The following is a 16,801-nucleotide window of genomic DNA, read 5'->3' as shown; positions in this document are numbered from 1 at the left end:
TCCTTACCAAACACAACGTTCGGTGATTACGACGATCAGGCAGTCGCCTTGTCGTCCTTCTTAAGACTTGCAGGCGGCCAGTTGTCGAGGCGCATGCCGAGGGACAGACCGCGGGAGGCCAGAACGTCCTTGATCTCAGTCAAGGATTTCTTGCCAAGGTTCGGAGTCTTCAACAGCTCTACTTCGGTACGCTGAATCAGGTCACCGATGTAGTAGATGTTTTCCGCCTTAAGGCAGTTAGCCGAACGTACAGTCAGTTCCAGATCGTCAACCGGGCGAAGCAGGATCGGATCGATCTCGTCTTCCTGCTCGACAACCACTGGCTCACTGTCACCTTTGAGGTCCACGAACGCAGCCAACTGCTGTTGCAGGATGGTTGCAGCGCGACGGATAGCCTCTTCAGGATCCAGAGTACCGTTGGTTTCCAGATCAATAACCAGCTTGTCCAGGTTAGTACGCTGTTCGACACGGGCGTTTTCCACCACGTATGCGATACGGCGAACCGGGCTGAACGAAGAGTCAAGCTGCAAGCGACCAATGCTGCGGCTTTCGTCTTCATCGCTCTGACGCGAATCTGCCGGTTCATAACCACGACCACGAGCTACGGTGAGCTTCATGTTCAGGGCGCCGTTAGACGCCAGGTTAGCGATTACGTGATCGGGGTTAACGATCTCGACATCATGATCCAGCTGAATATCGGCAGCGGTAACCACCCCCGAACCCTTCTTCGACAAGGTCAGCGTAACTTCGTCACGGCCGTGCAGCTTGATAGCCAGACCTTTAAGGTTCAACAGGATTTCAATTACGTCTTCCTGTACACCTTCGATGGCGCTGTACTCGTGGAGCACACCGTCAATCTCGGCCTCGACTACTGCACAGCCGGGCATTGAGGACAACAAGATGCGTCGCAGCGCGTTGCCCAGGGTGTGGCCGAAACCACGCTCGAGAGGCTCGAGAGTGATCTTGGCGCGGGTTGGACTGACAACCTGCACATCAATATGGCGGGGTGTCAGGAACTCATTTACCGAAATCTGCATGGATGCACCTATTTTCTAGCCCTTACTTGGAGTAGAGCTCGACAATCAGGCTTTCGTTGATGTCGGCGGACAGATCACTGCGAGCAGGAACGTTCTTGAAAACGCCCGACTTCTTCTCAGTGTCTACTTCTACCCATTCTACGCGGCCACGTTGGGCACACAGATCGAGAGCTTGGACAATGCGAAGTTGGTTCTTTGCTTTCTCGCGAATCGCGACCACGTCACCAGCACGAACCTGGTACGACGGCACGTTTACGGTCTGACCGTTAACGCTGACGGATTTGTGCGATACCAGCTGACGGGATTCGGCACGAGTAGAGCCAAAACCCATACGGTATACAACGTTGTCCAGACGGCATTCGAGCAGTTGCAGCAGGTTTTCACCGGTTGCACCTTTCTTGCCAGCAGCTTCTTTGTAGTAGCCGCTGAATTGACGCTCGAGAACGCCGTAGATACGACGGACCTTCTGCTTTTCACGCAGTTGGGTGCCGTAATCGGACTGGCGACCGCGGCGTTGGCCGTGGATACCAGGTGCTGCTTCGATGTTGCACTTCGATTCGATCGCGCGCACGCCGCTCTTCAGAAAGAGATCGGTGCCTTCACGACGAGCGAGTTTGCATTTTGGACCAATGTAACGAGCCATTCTTTACAATCTCCTGGATTACACGCGGCGCTTCTTCGGCGGACGGCACCCGTTGTGCGGGATTGGCGTCACGTCGGTGATGCTGGCGATCTTGTAGCCACAGCCGTTCAAAGCGCGGACTGCGGATTCACGACCTGGACCTGGACCTTTGACGTTTACGTCGAGGTTTTTCAGGCCATATTCCAGCGCAGCTTGACCAGCACGTTCAGCAGCTACTTGAGCAGCAAACGGCGTGGACTTGCGGGAACCGCGGAAACCCGAACCACCGGAGGTAGCCCAAGAAAGCGCGTTACCTTGACGGTCGGTGATGGTCACGATTGTGTTGTTAAAAGACGCGTGGATGTGGGCGATGCCATCAACCACTGTCTTTTTGACTTTTTTACGAGGACGAGCAGCAGGTTTAGCCATGATTAATTTCCTGTCGATTCGCTGGGGCGATTACTTGCGGATCGGCTTACGCGGACCTTTACGGGTACGCGCGTTAGTCTTGGTACGCTGACCGCGCACTGGAAGACCACGACGATGACGCAGACCGCGATAGCAACCGAGGTCCATCAAACGCTTGATTTTCATGTTGATTTCGCGACGCAGGTCACCTTCAGTGGTGAACTTCGCCACTTCGCCACGCAGCTGTTCAATCTGCTCGTCGCTCAGATCTTTGATCTTTGCGGCTGGGTTTACCCCAGTCACTGCACAGATCTTCTGTGCAGTAGTGCGACCAACACCATAGATGTAGGTCAGCGAGATAACAGTATGCTTGTTATCTGGAATGTTAACGCCTGCAATACGGGCCATTCAGTGGGACTCCAATTGACAGCTACCTACGCCCCGGAAGCCAAGAAATAGGGCGCGAGATAATATCGCTGTAATAACAAATAATCAACCCGGCAGCGCACTAGCTGCCGGGCTTGAAGCACAATCACACTCAGCCTTGGCGCTGTTTGTGACGCGGTTCCGCGCTGCAAATTACTCGAACAACACCTTCGCGGCGAATAATCTTGCAGTTACGGCACAGCTTTTTCACCGATGCACGAACTTTCATCACCAACTCCTCGAACCTTATGGGTACTCAGCGCAACATGCCGCTGCCGTAACCCTTCAGGTTGGCTTTCTTCATCAGGGATTCGTACTGGTGCGAAACGAGGTGCGATTGTACTTGGGACATGAAGTCCATCACAACCACGACGACGATCAGCAACGAGGTCCCGCCAAGGTAGAACGGAACGTTTGCTGCAACCACCAAGAACTGGGGCAGCAAGCACACGGCCGTCATGTAAAGAGCACCGAACATGGTCAAACGAGTCAGAACGCCATCAATATAGCGCGCAGACTGCTCGCCTGGACGAATGCCCGGAATAAAGGCACCGGACTTCTTCAGGTTTTCCGCTACGTCTTTCGGATTGAACATCAACGCCGTATAGAAGAAGCAGAAGAAAATAATCCCTGCACTAAACAGCAGAATATTCAACGGCTGACCAGGAGCGATCGACTGCGAGATGTCCTGCAACCAGCCCATACCTTCAGACTGACCGAACCAGGCACCCAACGAAGCCGGGAACAGCAAAATGCTGCTCGCGAAAATAGCCGGAATAACACCGGCCATGTTCACCTTCAGCGGCAAGTGGCTAGTCTGCGCAGCGAAGACCTTGCGGCCCTGCTGACGCTTGGCGTAATGAACAGCAATACGACGCTGACCACGCTCAATGAACACCACGAAACCGATAATCGCTACTGCCAGCAAACCGATGGCAACCAGGGCGAAGATATTGATATCCCCCTGACGTGCAGACTCGAAAGACTGCCCGATCGCTCTCGGAAGACCGGCGACGATACCCGAAAAAATCAACATCGAGATACCGTTGCCAACACCACGCTCAGTAATCTGCTCACCCAGCCACATCATGAACATCGCACCAGCCACAAAAGTGGATACCGCGACGAAATGGAAGCCAAAGTCACCAGTGAACGCAACGCCCTGCCCCGCCAGACCAATGGACATGCCAATAGCCTGAACGAGAGCGAGAACGACAGTGCCGTAGCGGGTGTACTGGCTGATCTTGCGACGGCCAGCTTCACCTTCCTTCTTCAACTGTTCCAGCTGCGGGCTGACGGCGGTCATCAGTTGCATGATGATCGATGCCGAAATGTACGGCATGATCCCCAGTGCAAAGATGCTCATCCGTTCCAGCGCGCCGCCGGAAAACATGTTGAACAAGCTAAGAATGGTCCCCTCATTCTGTCGAAACAGGTCCGCGAGTCGGTCCGGGTTAATACCTGGAACCGGGATGTGTGCGCCTATTCGGTAGACGATAATCGCCAGGAACAGAAAACGCAGACGAGCCCAGAGTTCAGACATACCGCCTTTGCCGAGCGCAGAGAGAGCACCTTGCTTAGCCATTTATTCCTCGAACTTGCCGCCAGCTGCTTCGATAGCCGCACGCGCACCTTTGGTGGCGCCGATTCCCTTTCCGATGGTGACAGCGCGAGTAACTTCGCCGGACAGCATGATTTTCACACGCTGTACGTTGACGTTAATCACGTTGGCATCTTTCAGGGACTGCACGGTGACGATGTCGCCTTCCACTTTGGCCAGCTCGGACAAACGCACTTCTGCGCGGTCCATGGCTTTCAGGGAAACGAAACCGAATTTCGGCAGACGACGATGCAGCGGCTGTTGACCGCCTTCAAAGCCTGGAGCAATGGTGCCACCGGAGCGGGAGGACTGACCTTTGTGGCCACGGCCACCGGTCTTGCCCAAACCACTACCGATACCACGGCCCGGACGATGCTTTTCGCGACGGGAACCCGGCGCTGGACTCAGATCATTGAGTTTCATCGATTAACCCTCGACACGCAGCATGTAGTAAGCCTTGTTGATCATCCCGCGATTCTCGGGAGTATCAAGTACTTCTACAGTGTGACCGATGCGACGCAGACCCAGACCCTTAACGCACAGTTTGTGGTTAGGGATGCGGCCGGTCATGCTTTTGATCAGCGTAACTTTAACGGTAGCCATGATCAGAAGATCTCCTTGACGCTTTTGCCACGCTTGGCGGCAATAGATTCAGGAGACTGCATAGCTTTCAAACCTTTGAAAGTGGCGTGAACCACGTTTACCGGGTTAGTCGAGCCGTAGCACTTGGCCAGAACGTTCTGAACGCCAGCAACTTCGAGAACAGCACGCATAGCGCCGCCAGCGATGATACCGGTACCTTCAGAAGCAGGCTGCATGTACACCTTCGAAGCGCCATGAGCGGACTTCATTGCGTACTGCAGAGTGGTGCCGTTCAGATCAACTTGGATCATGTTGCGACGAGCAGCTTCCATTGCCTTCTGGATCGCGGCAGGCACTTCACGTGACTTGCCACGGCCGAAGCCAACACGCCCTTTACCATCACCAACCACGGTCAACGCGGTGAAAGTGAAGATACGGCCGCCTTTAACGGTTTTGGCTACGCGGTTAACTTGAACCAGCTTCTCAATGTAGCCTTCGTCGCGCTTTTGGTCGTTATTTGACATAACTTAGAACTCCAGCCCAGCTTCACGAGCAGCATCAGCCAGCGCCTTGACGCGGCCGTGGTACTTGAAGCCAGAGCGGTCGAAAGCCACCTGCGAGACGCCAGCGGCTTTAGCACGCGTAGCGACCAGCTGGCCAACCTTAGTGGCCGCGTCGATGTTGCCAGTGGCGCCATCACGCAGTTCTTTATCCAAAGTCGAGGCAGATGCCAGGACTTTGTTGCCGTCGGCCGAAATGACCTGGGCGTAGATGTGCTGCGACGAGCGGAACACGCAGAGACGCACGACTTCGAGTTCGTGCATTTTCAGGCGTGCTTTGCGAGCGCGACGCAGTCGAGTAACTTTTTTGTCGGTCATTTGCTATGCCCTACTTCTTCTTGGCTTCTTTACGACGGACGACTTCGTCCGCGTAGCGCACACCTTTACCTTTGTAAGGCTCTGGTGGACGGAAGTCGCGGATCTCGGCGGCCACTTGACCTACCAGCTGCTTATCGATGCCCTTGATCAGGATATCGGTCTGGCTAGGTGTCTCAGCGGTGATGCCTTCCGGCAGTTCGTAATCCACTGGGTGCGAGAAGCCAAGAGCCAGGTTCAGCACTGTGCCTTTTGCTTGCGCTTTGTAACCAACACCGACCAGCTGGAGCTTGCGCTCGAAGCCTTGGCTTACGCCTTGGACCATGTTGTTTACCAACGCACGAGTGGTACCGGCCATTGCGCGAGTTTGTTGATCGCCATTGCGAGCAGCGAAACGCAGCTCACCAGCTTCTTCAACGATCTCAACGGACGAATGGATATTCAGTTCGAGAGTGCCCTTGGCACCCTTCACCGAAAGCTGTTGGCCTGCGAATTTGACTTCGACACCGGCTGGCAGCTTAACGGGGTTCTTAGCGACGCGTGACATGCTTATCCCCCCTTAGAACACAGTGCAAAGAACTTCGCCGCCGACACCGGCAGCGCGCGCAGCACGATCCGTCATCACACCTTTGTTGGTGGAGACGATAGACACACCGAGACCGCCACGAACTTTTGGCAGATCATCGACGGACTTGTACTGACGCAGGCCTGGACGGCTAACGCGCTTCACTTCCTCGATGACCGGACGGCCTTCGAAGTACTTCAGCTCGATGGACAGCAGTGGTTTGATTTCGCTGCTGATCTGATAACCCGCAATGTAACCTTCGTCCTTCAGGACTTTGGCAACAGCTACCTTCAAAGTAGAAGATGGCATGCTTACGACGGACTTTTCAGCCATCTGGGCATTACGGATTCGAGTTAGCATGTCCGCTAACGGGTCCTGCATACTCATGGGCTAGACGCTCCTAATACAAAAAAATAAGCCTTGCGGCTACTACCTTCGCCGAGAAACTCCGCACGTAAAAAGCACGGGCTCAGGCGAGCCGGGTATTCTAGACACACCCCACAAATGAATCAAGCCCCAAAAGGGGCTTGATTCAAGTTCAAGGTCACCGATGGTCAGGATCTTGCAATCCTGAACACCGAGACTTTGACAGTGCTTACCAGCTGGCTTTAACCAGACCAGGTACGTCACCACGCATTGCAGCTTCACGCAGTTTGTTACGGCCGAGGCCGAACTTGCGGTAAACGCCGTGTGGACGACCGGTCAGGCGGCAGCGGTTACGCATGCGCGAAGCGCTTGCGTCACGTGGCTGCTTCTGCAGAGCTACTGTAGCTTCCCAACGCGCTTCTGGACTTGCGTTCAGATCAACGATGATAGCTTTCAGTGCTGCACGCTTTTTGGCGTACTTGGCAACCGTGAGCTGACGCTTCAGCTCGCGGTTTTTCATGCTCATCTTGGCCATTTTCCTACTCCAATCAGTTGCGGAACGGGAATTTGAAAGCACGCAGCAGCGCGCGACCTTCATCATCGTTCTTGGCAGTGGTGGTCAGGGTAATGTCCAGACCGCGGAGAGCATCGATCTTGTCGTAGTCGATTTCCGGGAAGATGATCTGCTCTTTAACGCCCATGCTGTAGTTACCACGACCATCGAAGGACTTGGCATTCAGGCCGCGGAAGTCGCGAACCCGAGGCAGGGAGATCGACAGCAGACGATCCAGGAATTCGTACATACGCTCACGGCGCAGAGTCACTTTGACGCCGATCGGCCAACCTTCACGGACTTTAAAGCCAGCAATGGATTTCCGAGCGTAAGTCACAACAACTTTCTGACCGGTGATCTTTTCCAGGTCGGCAACAGCGTGCTCGATGACTTTTTTGTCACCGACCGCCTCGCCCAGACCCATGTTCAGGGTGATTTTTGTAACGCGTGGAACTTCCATCACGTTCGAAAGCTTAAGTTCTTCCTTAAGCTTCGGTGCGATTTCCTTCCAGTAAATCTCTTTTAGTCGTGCCATGGTCTTCTACCTAGCAGTGTTCAAGCATCAACCGCTTTTTGGGTCGACTTGAAGACACGAATTTTCTTGCCGTCTTCTACTTTGAAACCAACGCGATCAGCCTTGTTGGTTTCGCCGTTGAAAATGGCGACGTTAGAAGCGTCCAGTGGAGCTTCTTTTTCGACGATACCGCCTTGTACGCCCGACATCGGGTTAGGCTTGGTATGACGCTTGACCAGGTTCAGACCACCAATAACCAGACGGTTATTAGCGAGAACCTTAAGCACCTTACCGCGCTTACCTTTGTCTTTGCCGGCGATCACGATGATCTCGTCGTCACGACGAATCTTTTGCATGTCGGATCTCCTTACAGCACTTCTGGGGCGAGCGAGACGATCTTCATGAACTTCTCAGTACGAAGTTCACGGGTCACTGGCCCAAAGATACGGGTGCCGATCGGCTCTTGCTTGTTGTTCAGAAGAACAGCAGCGTTGCCATCAAAGCGGATAATGGAGCCATCAGCACGGCGTACGCCGTGACGAGTGCGGACTACAACAGCAGTCATCACTTGGCCTTTTTTCACTTTACCGCGAGGAATTGCTTCCTTCACGGTAACTTTGATGATGTCACCGATACCAGCGTAACGACGATGGGAGCCACCCAGCACCTTGATGCACATAACGCGGCGAGCGCCGCTGTTATCGGCCACATCGAGCATGGATTGAGTCTGAATCATATAATTTCTCCGACCCCTAGTCCTTAGACTTCCACAGCGCGTTCGAGAACATCAACCAATGCCCAAGACTTGGTCTTGGCCAGCGGACGAGTTTCACGAATAGTGACTTTGTCGCCGATGTGGCACTGATTGGTTTCGTCGTGCGCGTGCAGCTTAGTCGAACGCTTAACGTATTTACCGTAGATCGGGTGCTTTACGCGACGCTCGATCAGAACGGTGATGGTCTTGTCCATTTTGTCGCTGACAACACGGCCAGTCAGCGTACGGACGGTTTTTTCGGCTTCAGCCATGATTACTTACCTGCCTGCTGTTTGAGCACAGTCTTCACGCGAGCGATGTCACGCTTAACTTGCCGGAGCAGGTGAGACTGCCCCAACTGGCCAGTTGCTTTCTGCATGCGCAGATTGAACTGGTCGCGCAGCAGGCCGAGCAGTTGCTCGTTAAGCTGCGGCGCGTCTTTTTCACGAAGTTCATTCGCTTTCATCACATCACCGTCCGTTTAACAAAGGCGGTGGCGAGCGGCAGCTTTGCAGCAGCCAGGGCAAAAGCCTCACGCGCCAGCTCTTCAGTAACACCCTCGATTTCATACAGGACTTTGCCTGGCTGAATCTGGGCAACCCAGTACTCCACACTACCCTTACCTTTACCCATCCGAACTTCGAGAGGCTTTTTGGAAATAGGCTTGTCCGGGAATACACGGATCCAGATCTTGCCGCCACGTTTAACGTGACGGGTCAGTGCACGACGCGCTGACTCGATCTGACGAGCGGTGAGACGACCACGAGCTACAGACTTCAGCGCATATTCGCCGAAGCTGACTTTGCTACCGCGCTGTGCCAGACCACGGTTGTGGCCTGTCATCTGCTTGCGGAACTTCGTACGCTTTGGTTGCAACATTTGGCGTACCCCTTACTTAGCAGCTTTTTTACGAGGCGCTGGTGCTTGTGGTTTCAGTTCTTCTTGGCGACCACCAATTACTTCGCCTTTGAAGATCCAAACCTTTACACCGATCACACCGTAAGTGGTGTGAGCTTCGTAGTTGGCATAGTCGATGTCGGCACGCAGGGTGTGCAGTGGCACACGACCTTCGCGATACCATTCAGTACGTGCGATTTCAGCACCGCCGAGACGACCGCTCACTTGGATTTTGATGCCTTTGGCACCAATGCGCATGGCGTTCTGAACAGCGCGCTTCATAGCGCGACGGAACATTACACGACGCTCCAGCTGCTGAGCTACGCTCTGCGCAACCAGCATACCGTCGAGCTCCGGCTTGCGGATCTCTTCGATATTGATGTGCACAGGCACACCCATTTGCTTGGTCAGGTCCTGACGCAGTTTCTCAACATCTTCACCTTTCTTCCCGATAACGATACCTGGACGAGCGGTGTGGATGGTGATACGTGCAGTTTGAGCCGGACGATGGATATCGATACGGCTTACGGACGCGCTTTTTAGTTTGTCTTGGAGATACTCGCGCACCTTCAGATCAGCGAACAAATAGTCCGCATAAGTCCGACCGTCTGCGTACCAGACGGAGGTGTGCTCCTTGACGATTCCCAGGCGAATGCCAATGGGATGTACTTTCTGACCCATCTCTTCGACTCCGTTACTTGTCAGCAACCTTGACAGTGATATGGCAAGACCGCTTGACGATGCGATCAGCACGGCCTTTGGCACGTGGCATGATTCGCTTCAGCGAACGCCCTTCGTTGACGAAAACGGTGCTGACTTTAAGGTCATCAACGTCTGCGCCTTCGTTGTGCTCGGCGTTGGCTACGGCCGACTCCAGCACTTTCTTGATGATCTCGGCGGCTTTCTTACTGCTGAAAGCCAACAGGTTGAGCGCTTCGCCCACCTTCTTCCCGCGGATCTGGTCGGCGACCAAGCGGGCTTTCTGGGCGGAGATTCGAGCGCCCGACAACTTAGCGGCTACTTCCATCGTTCCTTACCCCTTAACGCTTGGCTTTCTTGTCTGCCACGTGCCCACGATATGTGCGGGTACCGGCAAACTCGCCTAGTTTGTGGCCGACCATGTCTTCGTTCACGAGAACTGGAACATGTTGACGACCGTTATGCACTGCAATGGTCAAACCGACCATTTGTGGCAGGATCATGGAACGGCGCGACCAGGTTTTCACTGGTTTGCGATCGTTCTTTTCCGCCGCCACTTCGATCTTCTTCAGTAGGTGAAGATCAATAAAAGGACCTTTTTTCAGAGAACGTGGCACTGTCGTATCCCTCTATTTACTTGCGACGACGGACGATCATTTTGTCGGTACGCTTATTACCACGAGTCTTCGCGCCCTTAGTCGGGAAGCCCCATGGCGATACCGGATGACGACCACCAGAGGTACGACCTTCACCACCACCATGTGGGTGGTCAACCGGGTTCATGGCAACACCACGAACGGTTGGGCGAACGCCACGCCAGCGTTTGGCACCAGCTTTACCCAGCGAACGCAGGCTGTGCTCGGAGTTCGAGACTTCACCCAGGGTCGCGCGGCATTCAGCCAGCACTTTACGCATCTCACCAGAACGCAGACGCAGGGTCACGTAGACACCTTCACGAGCGATCAGCTGAGCCGAAGCACCAGCGGAACGAGCGATTTGCGCGCCTTTACCTGGCTTCAATTCGATGCCGTGTACGGTGCTACCAACTGGAATGTTACGCAGTTGCAGAGCGTTGCCCGGCTTGATCGGTGCCAAAGCACCTGCGATCAGCTGGTCACCAGCACTCACGCCTTTAGGGGCGATGATGTAGCGACGCTCGCCATCTGCGTACAGCAGCAGAGCGATGTGAGCAGTACGGTTTGGATCGTATTCAATACGCTCGACAGTGGCAACGATGCCATCTTTGTCGTTGCGACGGAAATCGACCAGACGATAATGCTGCTTATGGCCACCACCGATGTGACGAGTGGTAATGCGACCATTGTTGTTACGACCACCAGTCTTCGATTTTTTCTCGAGCAGCGGTGCGTGAGGAGCGCCTTTATGCAGCTCCTGGTTGACCACCTTGACCACAAAACGGCGGCCAGGGGAAGTCGGTTTGCATTTAACGATTGCCATGATGCACCCCTTCCTTACTCAGCACTGCTGCTGAAATCGAGATCTTGGCCTGGCTGAAGGGAGATAACTGCCTTCTTCCAGTCATTACGCTTGCCCAGACCGCGAGCAGTGCGCTTGCTCTTACCCAGAACATTCAGGGTAGTAACACGCTCTACTTTCACGCTGAACAGGCTTTCGACGGCCTTCTTGATTTCCAGCTTGGTTGCGTCAGTTGCAACCTTGAAAACGAACTGGCCTTTCTTGTCAGCCAGAACCGTAGCCTTTTCGGAAACGTGCGGGCCAAGCAGAACTTTAAATACGCGTTCCTGGTTCATCCCAGCAGCTCCTCGAATTTCTTCACGGCCGACACGGTGATCAACACCTTGTCGTATGCGATCAGACTAACTGGATCGGAACCTTGAACGTCACGGACATCAACGTGTGGCAGGTTACGAGCAGCCAGGTACAGGTTCTGATCAACCACTTCAGACACGATCAAGACGTCAGTCAGGCCCATGCCAGTCAGTTTGTTCAGCAGATCTTTGGTCTTCGGTGCATCAACAGCGAAGTCCTGAACCACAACCAGACGATCAGTACGCACCAGCTCAGCAAGGATGGAACGCATTGCTGCGCGATACATCTTCTTGTTCAGCTTCTGGGTGTGATCCTGAGGACGAGCTGCGAAAGTGGTACCGCCGCCACGCCAGATTGGGCTACGGATAGTACCGGCACGAGCACGGCCAGTACCTTTCTGACGCCAAGGGCGCTTACCGCCACCACGAACGTCGGAACGGGTCTTTTGCTGCTTGCTACCTTGACGGCCGCCAGCCATGTAGGCCACGACTGCTTGGTGAACCAGCGTCTCGTTGAATTCGCCGCCAAATGTCAGTTCGGAAACTTCGATCGCTTGAGCGTCATTTACATTTAATTGCATGTCAGCTTCCCCTTAACCGCGAGCCTTGGCTGCTGGACGTACAACCAAGTTGCCGCCAGTAGCGCCAGGAACAGCACCCTTGACCAACAACAGATTGCGTTCAGCGTCCACGCGCACTACTTCCAGGGACTGCACGGTCACGCGCTCAGCGCCCATATGACCGGACATTTTTTTGCCCTTGAATACACGACCAGGAGTCTGGCACTGGCCGATAGAGCCTGGAACGCGGTGGGACACGGAGTTACCGTGGGTATTATCTTGCCCGCGGAAGTTCCAACGCTTGATCGTACCCTGGAAGCCTTTACCCTTGGACTGACCGGTTACATCAACCAGTTGACCAGCGGCGAAGATTTCAGCGTTGATCAGATCGCCGGCCTGGTACTCGCCTTCTTCAAGACGGAATTCCATTACGGTACGACCAGCGGCAACGTTCGCCTTGGCGAAGTGGCCAGCCTGAGCAGCTGTAACACGCGAAGCACGACGCTCGCCTACAGTGACTTGCACTGCACGATAGCCATCGGTCTCTTCAGTTTTGAACTGGGTGACGCGATTCGGTTCGATCTCAATGACCGTGACCGGAATGGAGACACCTTCTTCGGTGAAAATACGGGTCATACCGCATTTACGACCGACTACACCAATAGTCATGTTGTAAACCTCATGAGTGTACGGGGCTTTCACCCGCTATGGCCGCCCATTTCAGAGCGTTACACGACTAAGACCGAGTCTTAGCCGAGGCTGATCTGCACTTCCACACCGGCCGCAAGATCAAGCTTCATAAGAGCATCAACGGTTTTATCCGTTGGCTGGACGATGTCCAGAACGCGCTTATGAGTACGGATCTCGTACTGGTCGCGCGCGTCTTTGTTGACGTGCGGGGAGACCAGAACGGTGAACCGCTCTTTACGGGTAGGCAGTGGAATTGGACCACGCACTTGAGCACCAGTACGTTTCGCGGTTTCCACGATTTCCTGGGTGGATTGGTCGATCAGGCGATGGTCAAAAGCCTTCAACCTGATACGGATTTGCTGATTTTGCATTGGATTTCAGACTCCGGCTGCTATTCCCAGCGAGCGCAATACGCCCGTTAAAAGGAGGCGCAATTCTATAGACGGGCTACTACAGTGTCAACCCAATAAAAAAGCCCCCGCTAAGCGGGGGCTTTTTCAAGTCATCACTTATTAAGCGATGATTTTGGCTACGACGCCAGCGCCGACGGTACGACCGCCTTCACGAATAGCGAAACGCAGACCATCTTCCATTGCGATGGTTTTGATCAGGGTGACAACCATTTTGATGTTGTCGCCCGGCATTACCATTTCAACGCCTTCCGGCAGTTCGCAGTTACCGGTCACGTCAGTGGTCCGGAAGTAGAACTGTGGACGGTAGCCTTTGAAGAACGGAGTGTGGCGACCGCCTTCTTCTTTGCTCAACACGTACACTTCAGCTTCGAAGGTAGTGTGCGGCTTAACCGAACCTGGCTTGACCAGAACCTGGCCACGCTCAACGTCGTCACGCTTGGTGCCGCGCAGCAGCACGCCGCAGTTCTCGCCAGCACGACCTTCGTCGAGCAGCTTACGGAACATTTCAACGCCGGTGCAGGTGGTGACAACAGTGTCACGCAGACCAACGATTTCCAGCGAATCCTGAACCTTGACGATACCGCGCTCGATACGGCCAGTTACAACAGTACCGCGACCGGAGATCGAGAATACGTCTTCGATTGGCATCAGGAACGGCTTGTCGATAACACGAACTGGATCTGGGATGTAGCTGTCCAGAGTCTCAACCAGTTTACGAACGGCAGTGGTGCCCATTTCGTTGTCGTCTTGACCGTTCAGAGCCATCAGAGCCGAACCGATGATGATCGGAGTGTCGTCGCCCGGGAAGTCGTAAGTGCTCAGCAGATCGCGCACTTCCATCTCAACCAGTTCCAGCAGCTCAGCGTCGTCAACCATGTCAGCCTTGTTCAGGAAGACAACGATGTACGGAACGCCAACCTGGCGGGACAACAGGATGTGCTCACGAGTTTGCGGCATCGGACCATCAGCGGCCGAGCAAACCAGAATAGCGCCGTCCATCTGAGCAGCACCGGTGATCATGTTCTTCACATAGTCAGCGTGACCTGGGCAGTCGACGTGAGCGTAGTGACGGATCAGCGAGTTGTATTCAACGTGCGCGGTGTTGATGGTGATACCACGAGCCTTTTCTTCCGGTGCGCTGTCGATTTTATCGAAAGCAACAACGGCCGAACCGAAAACTTCGGAGCAGACACGAGTCAGAGCAGCAGTCAGCGTGGTTTTACCGTGGTCAACGTGACCGATGGTGCCAACGTTAACGTGCGGGAGGTCACGTACAAATTTTTCTTTAGCCACGACAATTAACTCCTTGCCTAAAGGGCTGAATCAGCCTTGTTTTTTGGTAACAGTTTCGACGATATGCGACGGAGCTGTATTGTATTTTTTGAATTCCATAGAGTAGCTTGCGCGACCTTGGGACATGGAACGGACGTCGGTCGCATAACCGAACATCTCACCCAACGGAACCTCGGCACGAATTACTTTGCCGGAAACCGTATCTTCCATACCCAGGATCATGCCGCGACGACGGTTAAGGTCGCCCATCACGTCACCCATATAGTCTTCAGGCGTAACAACCTCTACCGCCATGATCGGCTCAAGCAACTCACCACCACCCTTCTGGGCCAGTTGCTTGGTCGCCATGGAAGCAGCCACCTTGAACGCCATCTCGTTGGAGTCGACGTCGTGGTAAGAACCATCAAAAACGGTAGCCTTCAGGCCGATCAGCGGATAGCCGGCAACAACACCGTTCTTCATCTGCTCTTCGATACCCTTCTGGATAGCCGGGATGTATTCCTTAGGAACCACACCACCTACTACTTCGTTCACGAATTGCAGACCTTCCTGACCTTCGTCAGCAGGAGCAAAACGAATCCAGCAGTGACCGAACTGGCCACGACCGCCGGATTGACGAACGAACTTACCTTCGATTTCGCAGTTCTTCGTGATGCGCTCACGATAGGAAACCTGAGGCTTACCGATGTTGGCTTCGACGTTGAACTCACGGCGCATCCGGTCAACCAGGATGTCCAGGTGCAGCTCGCCCATGCCGGAGATGATCGTTTGACCAGTCTCTTCATCAGTCTTGACGCGGAAAGATGGATCTTCCTGAGCAAGCTTGCCCAGAGCGATACCCATTTTTTCCTGGTCATCCTTGGTCTTAGGCTCAACGGCAACCGAGATAACCGGCTCCGGGAAGTCCATGCGAACCAGAATGATTGGCTTGTCAGCGGTGCACAAAGTTTCACCTGTGGTGACGTCCTTCATGCCGATCAAGGCCGCGATGTCGCCAGCGCGCACTTCCTTGATTTCTTCACGGGCGTTTGCGTGCATTTGCACCATACGACCCACGCGCTCTTTCTTGCCTTTAACCGAGTTGATCACGCCGTCGCCGGAGCTCAACACGCCCGAGTAAACTCGAACGAAGGTCAAGGTACCCACGAATGGGTCAGTAGCGATCTTGAACGCCAGAGCCGAGAACGGCTCGCTGTCGTCTGCATGACGCTCCAATTCGATAGTCTCGTCATCCGGGTCAGTACCCTTGATGGCAGGAATGTCGACTGGGGCCGGCAGGAAGTCGATAACAGCGTCGAGAACCAGGGGAACACCCTTGTTCTTGAAGGAAGAACCACAGACAGCCAAGACGATCTCACCAGCGATGGTACGCTGACGCAGAGCGGCCTTGATTTCCGGGATGGTGATTTCCTCACCTTCCAGGTACTTGTCCATCAGCTCTTCGCTGGCTTCGGCTGCAGCCTGAACCATGTTGTCGCGCCACTCTTCAGCCAATTCCAGCAGCTCTGCAGGAATAGCTTCGCGACGCGGAACAGTGCCCTTGTCAGCATCGTTCCAGTAAACAGCTTCCATGTTGATCAGATCGATCTGACCCTGGAAGTTGTCTTCGGAACCGATGGCCAACTGGATTGGCACCGGAGTGTGACCCAGACGCTGCTTGATCTGACCGATCACGCGCAGGAAGTTCGCACCAGCACGGTCCATCTTGTTAACGTAAACAAGACGTGGAACGCCGTACTTGTTGGCTTGACGCCATACGGTTTCCGACTGAGGCTCAACACCCGAAGTGCCGCAGAACACAACGACAGCGCCGTCGAGTACGCGCAGGGACCGCTCAACTTCAATAGTGAAGTCAACGTGACCCGGGGTATCGATGACGTTGAAGCGGTACTTATCAGCGTACTGCTTCTCGGAACCCTGCCAGAAGGTGGTAATAGCAGCAGAAGTAATGGTAATACCACGCTCCTGCTCCTGCACCATCCAGTCGGTGGTCGCGGCGCCGTCATGCACCTCGCCCATCTTGTGGCTTTTGCCAGTGTAAAAAAGGACGCGCTCGGTGGTGGTGGTTTTACCAGCATCCACGTGAGCAACGATACCAATGTTACGGTAGCGGTTAATCGGTGTAGTACGAGCCATAAAGCCCTCGCAAAATTAGTG

At 54.3% G+C, this 16,801-nt stretch carries 29 protein-coding genes; all 29 read right to left on the bottom strand.

What is annotated here, in order from left to right; all coding sequences use genetic code 11:
- Positions 1-35 precede the first annotated feature (35 nt).
- Complete coding sequence (locus JFV26_RS06445; protein WP_003186012.1) at positions 36-1,037, bottom strand: DNA-directed RNA polymerase subunit alpha; 1,002 nt, start codon at positions 1,035-1,037, stop codon at positions 36-38.
- A 22-nt stretch (positions 1,038-1,059) separates the two neighbouring features.
- A complete protein-coding gene (gene rpsD, locus JFV26_RS06440) occupies positions 1,060-1,680 on the bottom strand; it encodes a 30S ribosomal protein S4 (protein WP_003210056.1) in 621 nt (206 codons plus the stop codon).
- Between the two features lie 18 nt (positions 1,681-1,698).
- Positions 1,699-2,088 carry a 30S ribosomal protein S11 gene (gene rpsK / locus JFV26_RS06435; RefSeq protein ID WP_002555466.1) on the bottom strand — a complete coding sequence of 130 codons (390 nt, stop codon included), beginning with the start codon at positions 2,086-2,088 and terminating at the stop codon, positions 1,699-1,701.
- 30 nt (positions 2,089-2,118) lie between these two features.
- Entirely contained in the window at positions 2,119-2,475 is a 357-nt protein-coding gene (gene rpsM / locus JFV26_RS06430) for a 30S ribosomal protein S13 (protein ID WP_003186020.1), read from the bottom strand.
- Between the two features lie 130 nt (positions 2,476-2,605).
- Positions 2,606-2,722, bottom strand: a complete 117-nt coding sequence (gene rpmJ, locus JFV26_RS06425) for a 50S ribosomal protein L36 (protein WP_002555468.1) — start codon at positions 2,720-2,722, stop codon at positions 2,606-2,608.
- A gap of 27 nt (positions 2,723-2,749) precedes the next feature.
- The gene (gene secY / locus JFV26_RS06420; protein ID WP_003228718.1) at positions 2,750-4,078 is read right to left on the bottom strand and encodes a preprotein translocase subunit SecY; all 1,329 of its coding nucleotides are present in this window, start codon (positions 4,076-4,078) and stop codon (positions 2,750-2,752) included.
- Positions 4,079-4,516: a 50S ribosomal protein L15 gene (gene rplO, locus JFV26_RS06415; RefSeq protein WP_007896782.1), complete on the bottom strand. Its 438-nt coding sequence runs from the start codon at positions 4,514-4,516 to the stop codon at positions 4,079-4,081.
- Positions 4,517-4,519: 3 nt separating this feature from the next.
- Entirely contained in the window at positions 4,520-4,696 is a 177-nt protein-coding gene (rpmD, locus tag JFV26_RS06410) for a 50S ribosomal protein L30 (RefSeq protein ID WP_003186033.1), read from the bottom strand.
- A 2-nt stretch (positions 4,697-4,698) separates the two neighbouring features.
- The gene (gene rpsE, locus JFV26_RS06405; RefSeq protein ID WP_003186035.1) at positions 4,699-5,199 is read right to left on the bottom strand and encodes a 30S ribosomal protein S5; all 501 of its coding nucleotides are present in this window, start codon (positions 5,197-5,199) and stop codon (positions 4,699-4,701) included.
- 3 nt (positions 5,200-5,202) lie between these two features.
- The gene (gene rplR, locus JFV26_RS06400) at positions 5,203-5,553 is read right to left on the bottom strand and encodes a 50S ribosomal protein L18 (protein WP_003186037.1); all 351 of its coding nucleotides are present in this window, start codon (positions 5,551-5,553) and stop codon (positions 5,203-5,205) included.
- Positions 5,554-5,563: 10 nt separating this feature from the next.
- Positions 5,564-6,097: a 50S ribosomal protein L6 gene (gene rplF, locus JFV26_RS06395; protein WP_003176412.1), complete on the bottom strand. Its 534-nt coding sequence runs from the start codon at positions 6,095-6,097 to the stop codon at positions 5,564-5,566.
- Positions 6,098-6,109: 12 nt separating this feature from the next.
- Entirely contained in the window at positions 6,110-6,502 is a 393-nt protein-coding gene (gene rpsH, locus JFV26_RS06390) for a 30S ribosomal protein S8 (RefSeq protein ID WP_003186040.1), read from the bottom strand.
- A 208-nt stretch (positions 6,503-6,710) separates the two neighbouring features.
- Positions 6,711-7,016 carry a 30S ribosomal protein S14 gene (gene rpsN, locus JFV26_RS06385; RefSeq protein WP_003176414.1) on the bottom strand — a complete coding sequence of 102 codons (306 nt, stop codon included), beginning with the start codon at positions 7,014-7,016 and terminating at the stop codon, positions 6,711-6,713.
- 13 nt (positions 7,017-7,029) lie between these two features.
- Positions 7,030-7,569 carry a 50S ribosomal protein L5 gene (rplE, locus tag JFV26_RS06380; RefSeq protein ID WP_003176415.1) on the bottom strand — a complete coding sequence of 180 codons (540 nt, stop codon included), beginning with the start codon at positions 7,567-7,569 and terminating at the stop codon, positions 7,030-7,032.
- Between the two features lie 20 nt (positions 7,570-7,589).
- Positions 7,590-7,904 (bottom strand): 50S ribosomal protein L24, encoded by a 315-nt coding sequence (rplX, locus tag JFV26_RS06375; RefSeq protein ID WP_003176416.1) that lies wholly within the window; start codon positions 7,902-7,904, stop codon positions 7,590-7,592.
- Between the two features lie 11 nt (positions 7,905-7,915).
- Positions 7,916-8,284 carry a 50S ribosomal protein L14 gene (gene rplN, locus JFV26_RS06370; protein WP_002555479.1) on the bottom strand — a complete coding sequence of 123 codons (369 nt, stop codon included), beginning with the start codon at positions 8,282-8,284 and terminating at the stop codon, positions 7,916-7,918.
- Positions 8,285-8,307: 23 nt separating this feature from the next.
- Positions 8,308-8,574 carry a 30S ribosomal protein S17 gene (rpsQ, locus tag JFV26_RS06365; protein WP_003176419.1) on the bottom strand — a complete coding sequence of 89 codons (267 nt, stop codon included), beginning with the start codon at positions 8,572-8,574 and terminating at the stop codon, positions 8,308-8,310.
- A 2-nt stretch (positions 8,575-8,576) separates the two neighbouring features.
- Positions 8,577-8,768, bottom strand: a complete 192-nt coding sequence (rpmC, locus tag JFV26_RS06360) for a 50S ribosomal protein L29 (RefSeq protein ID WP_008030901.1) — start codon at positions 8,766-8,768, stop codon at positions 8,577-8,579.
- Positions 8,768-9,181 carry a 50S ribosomal protein L16 gene (gene rplP, locus JFV26_RS06355; RefSeq protein ID WP_045057467.1) on the bottom strand — a complete coding sequence of 138 codons (414 nt, stop codon included), beginning with the start codon at positions 9,179-9,181 and terminating at the stop codon, positions 8,768-8,770. The genes rpmC and rplP overlap by 1 nt, the downstream gene beginning before the upstream one ends.
- Before the next feature lie 12 nt (positions 9,182-9,193).
- Positions 9,194-9,880 (bottom strand): 30S ribosomal protein S3, encoded by a 687-nt coding sequence (gene rpsC, locus JFV26_RS06350; RefSeq protein ID WP_003176422.1) that lies wholly within the window; start codon positions 9,878-9,880, stop codon positions 9,194-9,196.
- 13 nt (positions 9,881-9,893) lie between these two features.
- Positions 9,894-10,226, bottom strand: coding sequence for a 50S ribosomal protein L22 (gene rplV / locus JFV26_RS06345; protein WP_003210077.1), 333 nt, complete (start codon positions 10,224-10,226; stop codon positions 9,894-9,896).
- A 13-nt stretch (positions 10,227-10,239) separates the two neighbouring features.
- The gene (gene rpsS / locus JFV26_RS06340; protein ID WP_002555486.1) at positions 10,240-10,515 is read right to left on the bottom strand and encodes a 30S ribosomal protein S19; all 276 of its coding nucleotides are present in this window, start codon (positions 10,513-10,515) and stop codon (positions 10,240-10,242) included.
- 16 nt (positions 10,516-10,531) lie between these two features.
- Entirely contained in the window at positions 10,532-11,356 is an 825-nt protein-coding gene (gene rplB, locus JFV26_RS06335) for a 50S ribosomal protein L2 (protein WP_201190748.1), read from the bottom strand.
- Positions 11,357-11,370: 14 nt separating this feature from the next.
- On the bottom strand, positions 11,371-11,670 hold the full coding sequence (gene rplW, locus JFV26_RS06330) for a 50S ribosomal protein L23 (RefSeq protein ID WP_002555488.1): 300 nt from the start codon (positions 11,668-11,670) through the stop codon (positions 11,371-11,373).
- Positions 11,667-12,269, bottom strand: coding sequence for a 50S ribosomal protein L4 (gene rplD / locus JFV26_RS06325; RefSeq protein WP_007896707.1), 603 nt, complete (start codon positions 12,267-12,269; stop codon positions 11,667-11,669). The genes rplW and rplD overlap by 4 nt, the downstream gene beginning before the upstream one ends.
- Before the next feature lie 12 nt (positions 12,270-12,281).
- A complete protein-coding gene (gene rplC, locus JFV26_RS06320; RefSeq protein WP_003186059.1) occupies positions 12,282-12,917 on the bottom strand; it encodes a 50S ribosomal protein L3 in 636 nt (211 codons plus the stop codon).
- 80 nt (positions 12,918-12,997) lie between these two features.
- Positions 12,998-13,309: a 30S ribosomal protein S10 gene (gene rpsJ / locus JFV26_RS06315; protein WP_003186070.1), complete on the bottom strand. Its 312-nt coding sequence runs from the start codon at positions 13,307-13,309 to the stop codon at positions 12,998-13,000.
- A gap of 141 nt (positions 13,310-13,450) precedes the next feature.
- The gene (tuf, locus tag JFV26_RS06310; RefSeq protein ID WP_201190746.1) at positions 13,451-14,644 is read right to left on the bottom strand and encodes an elongation factor Tu; all 1,194 of its coding nucleotides are present in this window, start codon (positions 14,642-14,644) and stop codon (positions 13,451-13,453) included.
- Positions 14,645-14,674: 30 nt separating this feature from the next.
- Positions 14,675-16,780, bottom strand: a complete 2,106-nt coding sequence (gene fusA / locus JFV26_RS06305; protein WP_201190744.1) for an elongation factor G — start codon at positions 16,778-16,780, stop codon at positions 14,675-14,677.
- Positions 16,781-16,801 lie beyond the last annotated feature (21 nt).

This window comes from Pseudomonas sp. TH31 (genome assembly GCF_016650815.1).
GTDB lineage: Bacteria > Pseudomonadota > Gammaproteobacteria > Pseudomonadales > Pseudomonadaceae > Aquipseudomonas.
This window is presented reverse-complemented; position numbering and strand designations above follow the sequence as displayed.

Coding starts and splice junctions, on each gene's coding strand:
- JFV26_RS06445 (WP_003186012.1), bottom strand. CDS start 1,037: ATGCAGATTTCGGTAAATGAGTTCCTGACACCCCGCCATATTGATGTG.
- rpsQ (WP_003176419.1), bottom strand. CDS start 8,574: ATGGCTGAAGCCGAAAAAACCGTCCGTACGCTGACTGGCCGTGTTGTC.
- rpsN (WP_003176414.1), bottom strand. CDS start 7,016: ATGGCCAAGATGAGCATGAAAAACCGCGAGCTGAAGCGTCAGCTCACG.
- rpsK (WP_002555466.1), bottom strand. CDS start 2,088: ATGGCTAAACCTGCTGCTCGTCCTCGTAAAAAAGTCAAAAAGACAGTG.
- rpsH (WP_003186040.1), bottom strand. CDS start 6,502: ATGAGTATGCAGGACCCGTTAGCGGACATGCTAACTCGAATCCGTAAT.
- rpmJ (WP_002555468.1), bottom strand. CDS start 2,722: ATGAAAGTTCGTGCATCGGTGAAAAAGCTGTGCCGTAACTGCAAGATT.
- rpsD (WP_003210056.1), bottom strand. CDS start 1,680: ATGGCTCGTTACATTGGTCCAAAATGCAAACTCGCTCGTCGTGAAGGC.
- rplD (WP_007896707.1), bottom strand. CDS start 12,269: ATGCAATTAAATGTAAATGACGCTCAAGCGATCGAAGTTTCCGAACTG.
- rpsJ (WP_003186070.1), bottom strand. CDS start 13,309: ATGCAAAATCAGCAAATCCGTATCAGGTTGAAGGCTTTTGACCATCGC.
- rplV (WP_003210077.1), bottom strand. CDS start 10,226: ATGGAAGTAGCCGCTAAGTTGTCGGGCGCTCGAATCTCCGCCCAGAAA.
- rplF (WP_003176412.1), bottom strand. CDS start 6,097: ATGTCACGCGTCGCTAAGAACCCCGTTAAGCTGCCAGCCGGTGTCGAA.
- rplN (WP_002555479.1), bottom strand. CDS start 8,284: ATGATTCAGACTCAATCCATGCTCGATGTGGCCGATAACAGCGGCGCT.
- rplB (WP_201190748.1), bottom strand. CDS start 11,356: ATGGCAATCGTTAAATGCAAACCGACTTCCCCTGGCCGCCGTTTTGTG.
- rplP (WP_045057467.1), bottom strand. CDS start 9,181: ATGTTGCAACCAAAGCGTACGAAGTTCCGCAAGCAGATGACAGGCCAC.
- secY (WP_003228718.1), bottom strand. CDS start 4,078: ATGGCTAAGCAAGGTGCTCTCTCTGCGCTCGGCAAAGGCGGTATGTCT.
- rpmC (WP_008030901.1), bottom strand. CDS start 8,768: ATGAAAGCGAATGAACTTCGTGAAAAAGACGCGCCGCAGCTTAACGAG.
- rpsM (WP_003186020.1), bottom strand. CDS start 2,475: ATGGCCCGTATTGCAGGCGTTAACATTCCAGATAACAAGCATACTGTT.
- rplE (WP_003176415.1), bottom strand. CDS start 7,569: ATGGCACGACTAAAAGAGATTTACTGGAAGGAAATCGCACCGAAGCTT.
- rplC (WP_003186059.1), bottom strand. CDS start 12,917: ATGACTATTGGTGTAGTCGGTCGTAAATGCGGTATGACCCGTATTTTC.
- rplW (WP_002555488.1), bottom strand. CDS start 11,670: ATGAACCAGGAACGCGTATTTAAAGTTCTGCTTGGCCCGCACGTTTCC.
- rplX (WP_003176416.1), bottom strand. CDS start 7,904: ATGCAAAAGATTCGTCGTGACGACGAGATCATCGTGATCGCCGGCAAA.
- rpmD (WP_003186033.1), bottom strand. CDS start 4,696: ATGGCTACCGTTAAAGTTACGCTGATCAAAAGCATGACCGGCCGCATC.
- rplR (WP_003186037.1), bottom strand. CDS start 5,553: ATGACCGACAAAAAAGTTACTCGACTGCGTCGCGCTCGCAAAGCACGC.
- fusA (WP_201190744.1), bottom strand. CDS start 16,780: ATGGCTCGTACTACACCGATTAACCGCTACCGTAACATTGGTATCGTT.
- rpsE (WP_003186035.1), bottom strand. CDS start 5,199: ATGTCAAATAACGACCAAAAGCGCGACGAAGGCTACATTGAGAAGCTG.
- rplO (WP_007896782.1), bottom strand. CDS start 4,516: ATGAAACTCAATGATCTGAGTCCAGCGCCGGGTTCCCGTCGCGAAAAG.
- rpsC (WP_003176422.1), bottom strand. CDS start 9,880: ATGGGTCAGAAAGTACATCCCATTGGCATTCGCCTGGGAATCGTCAAG.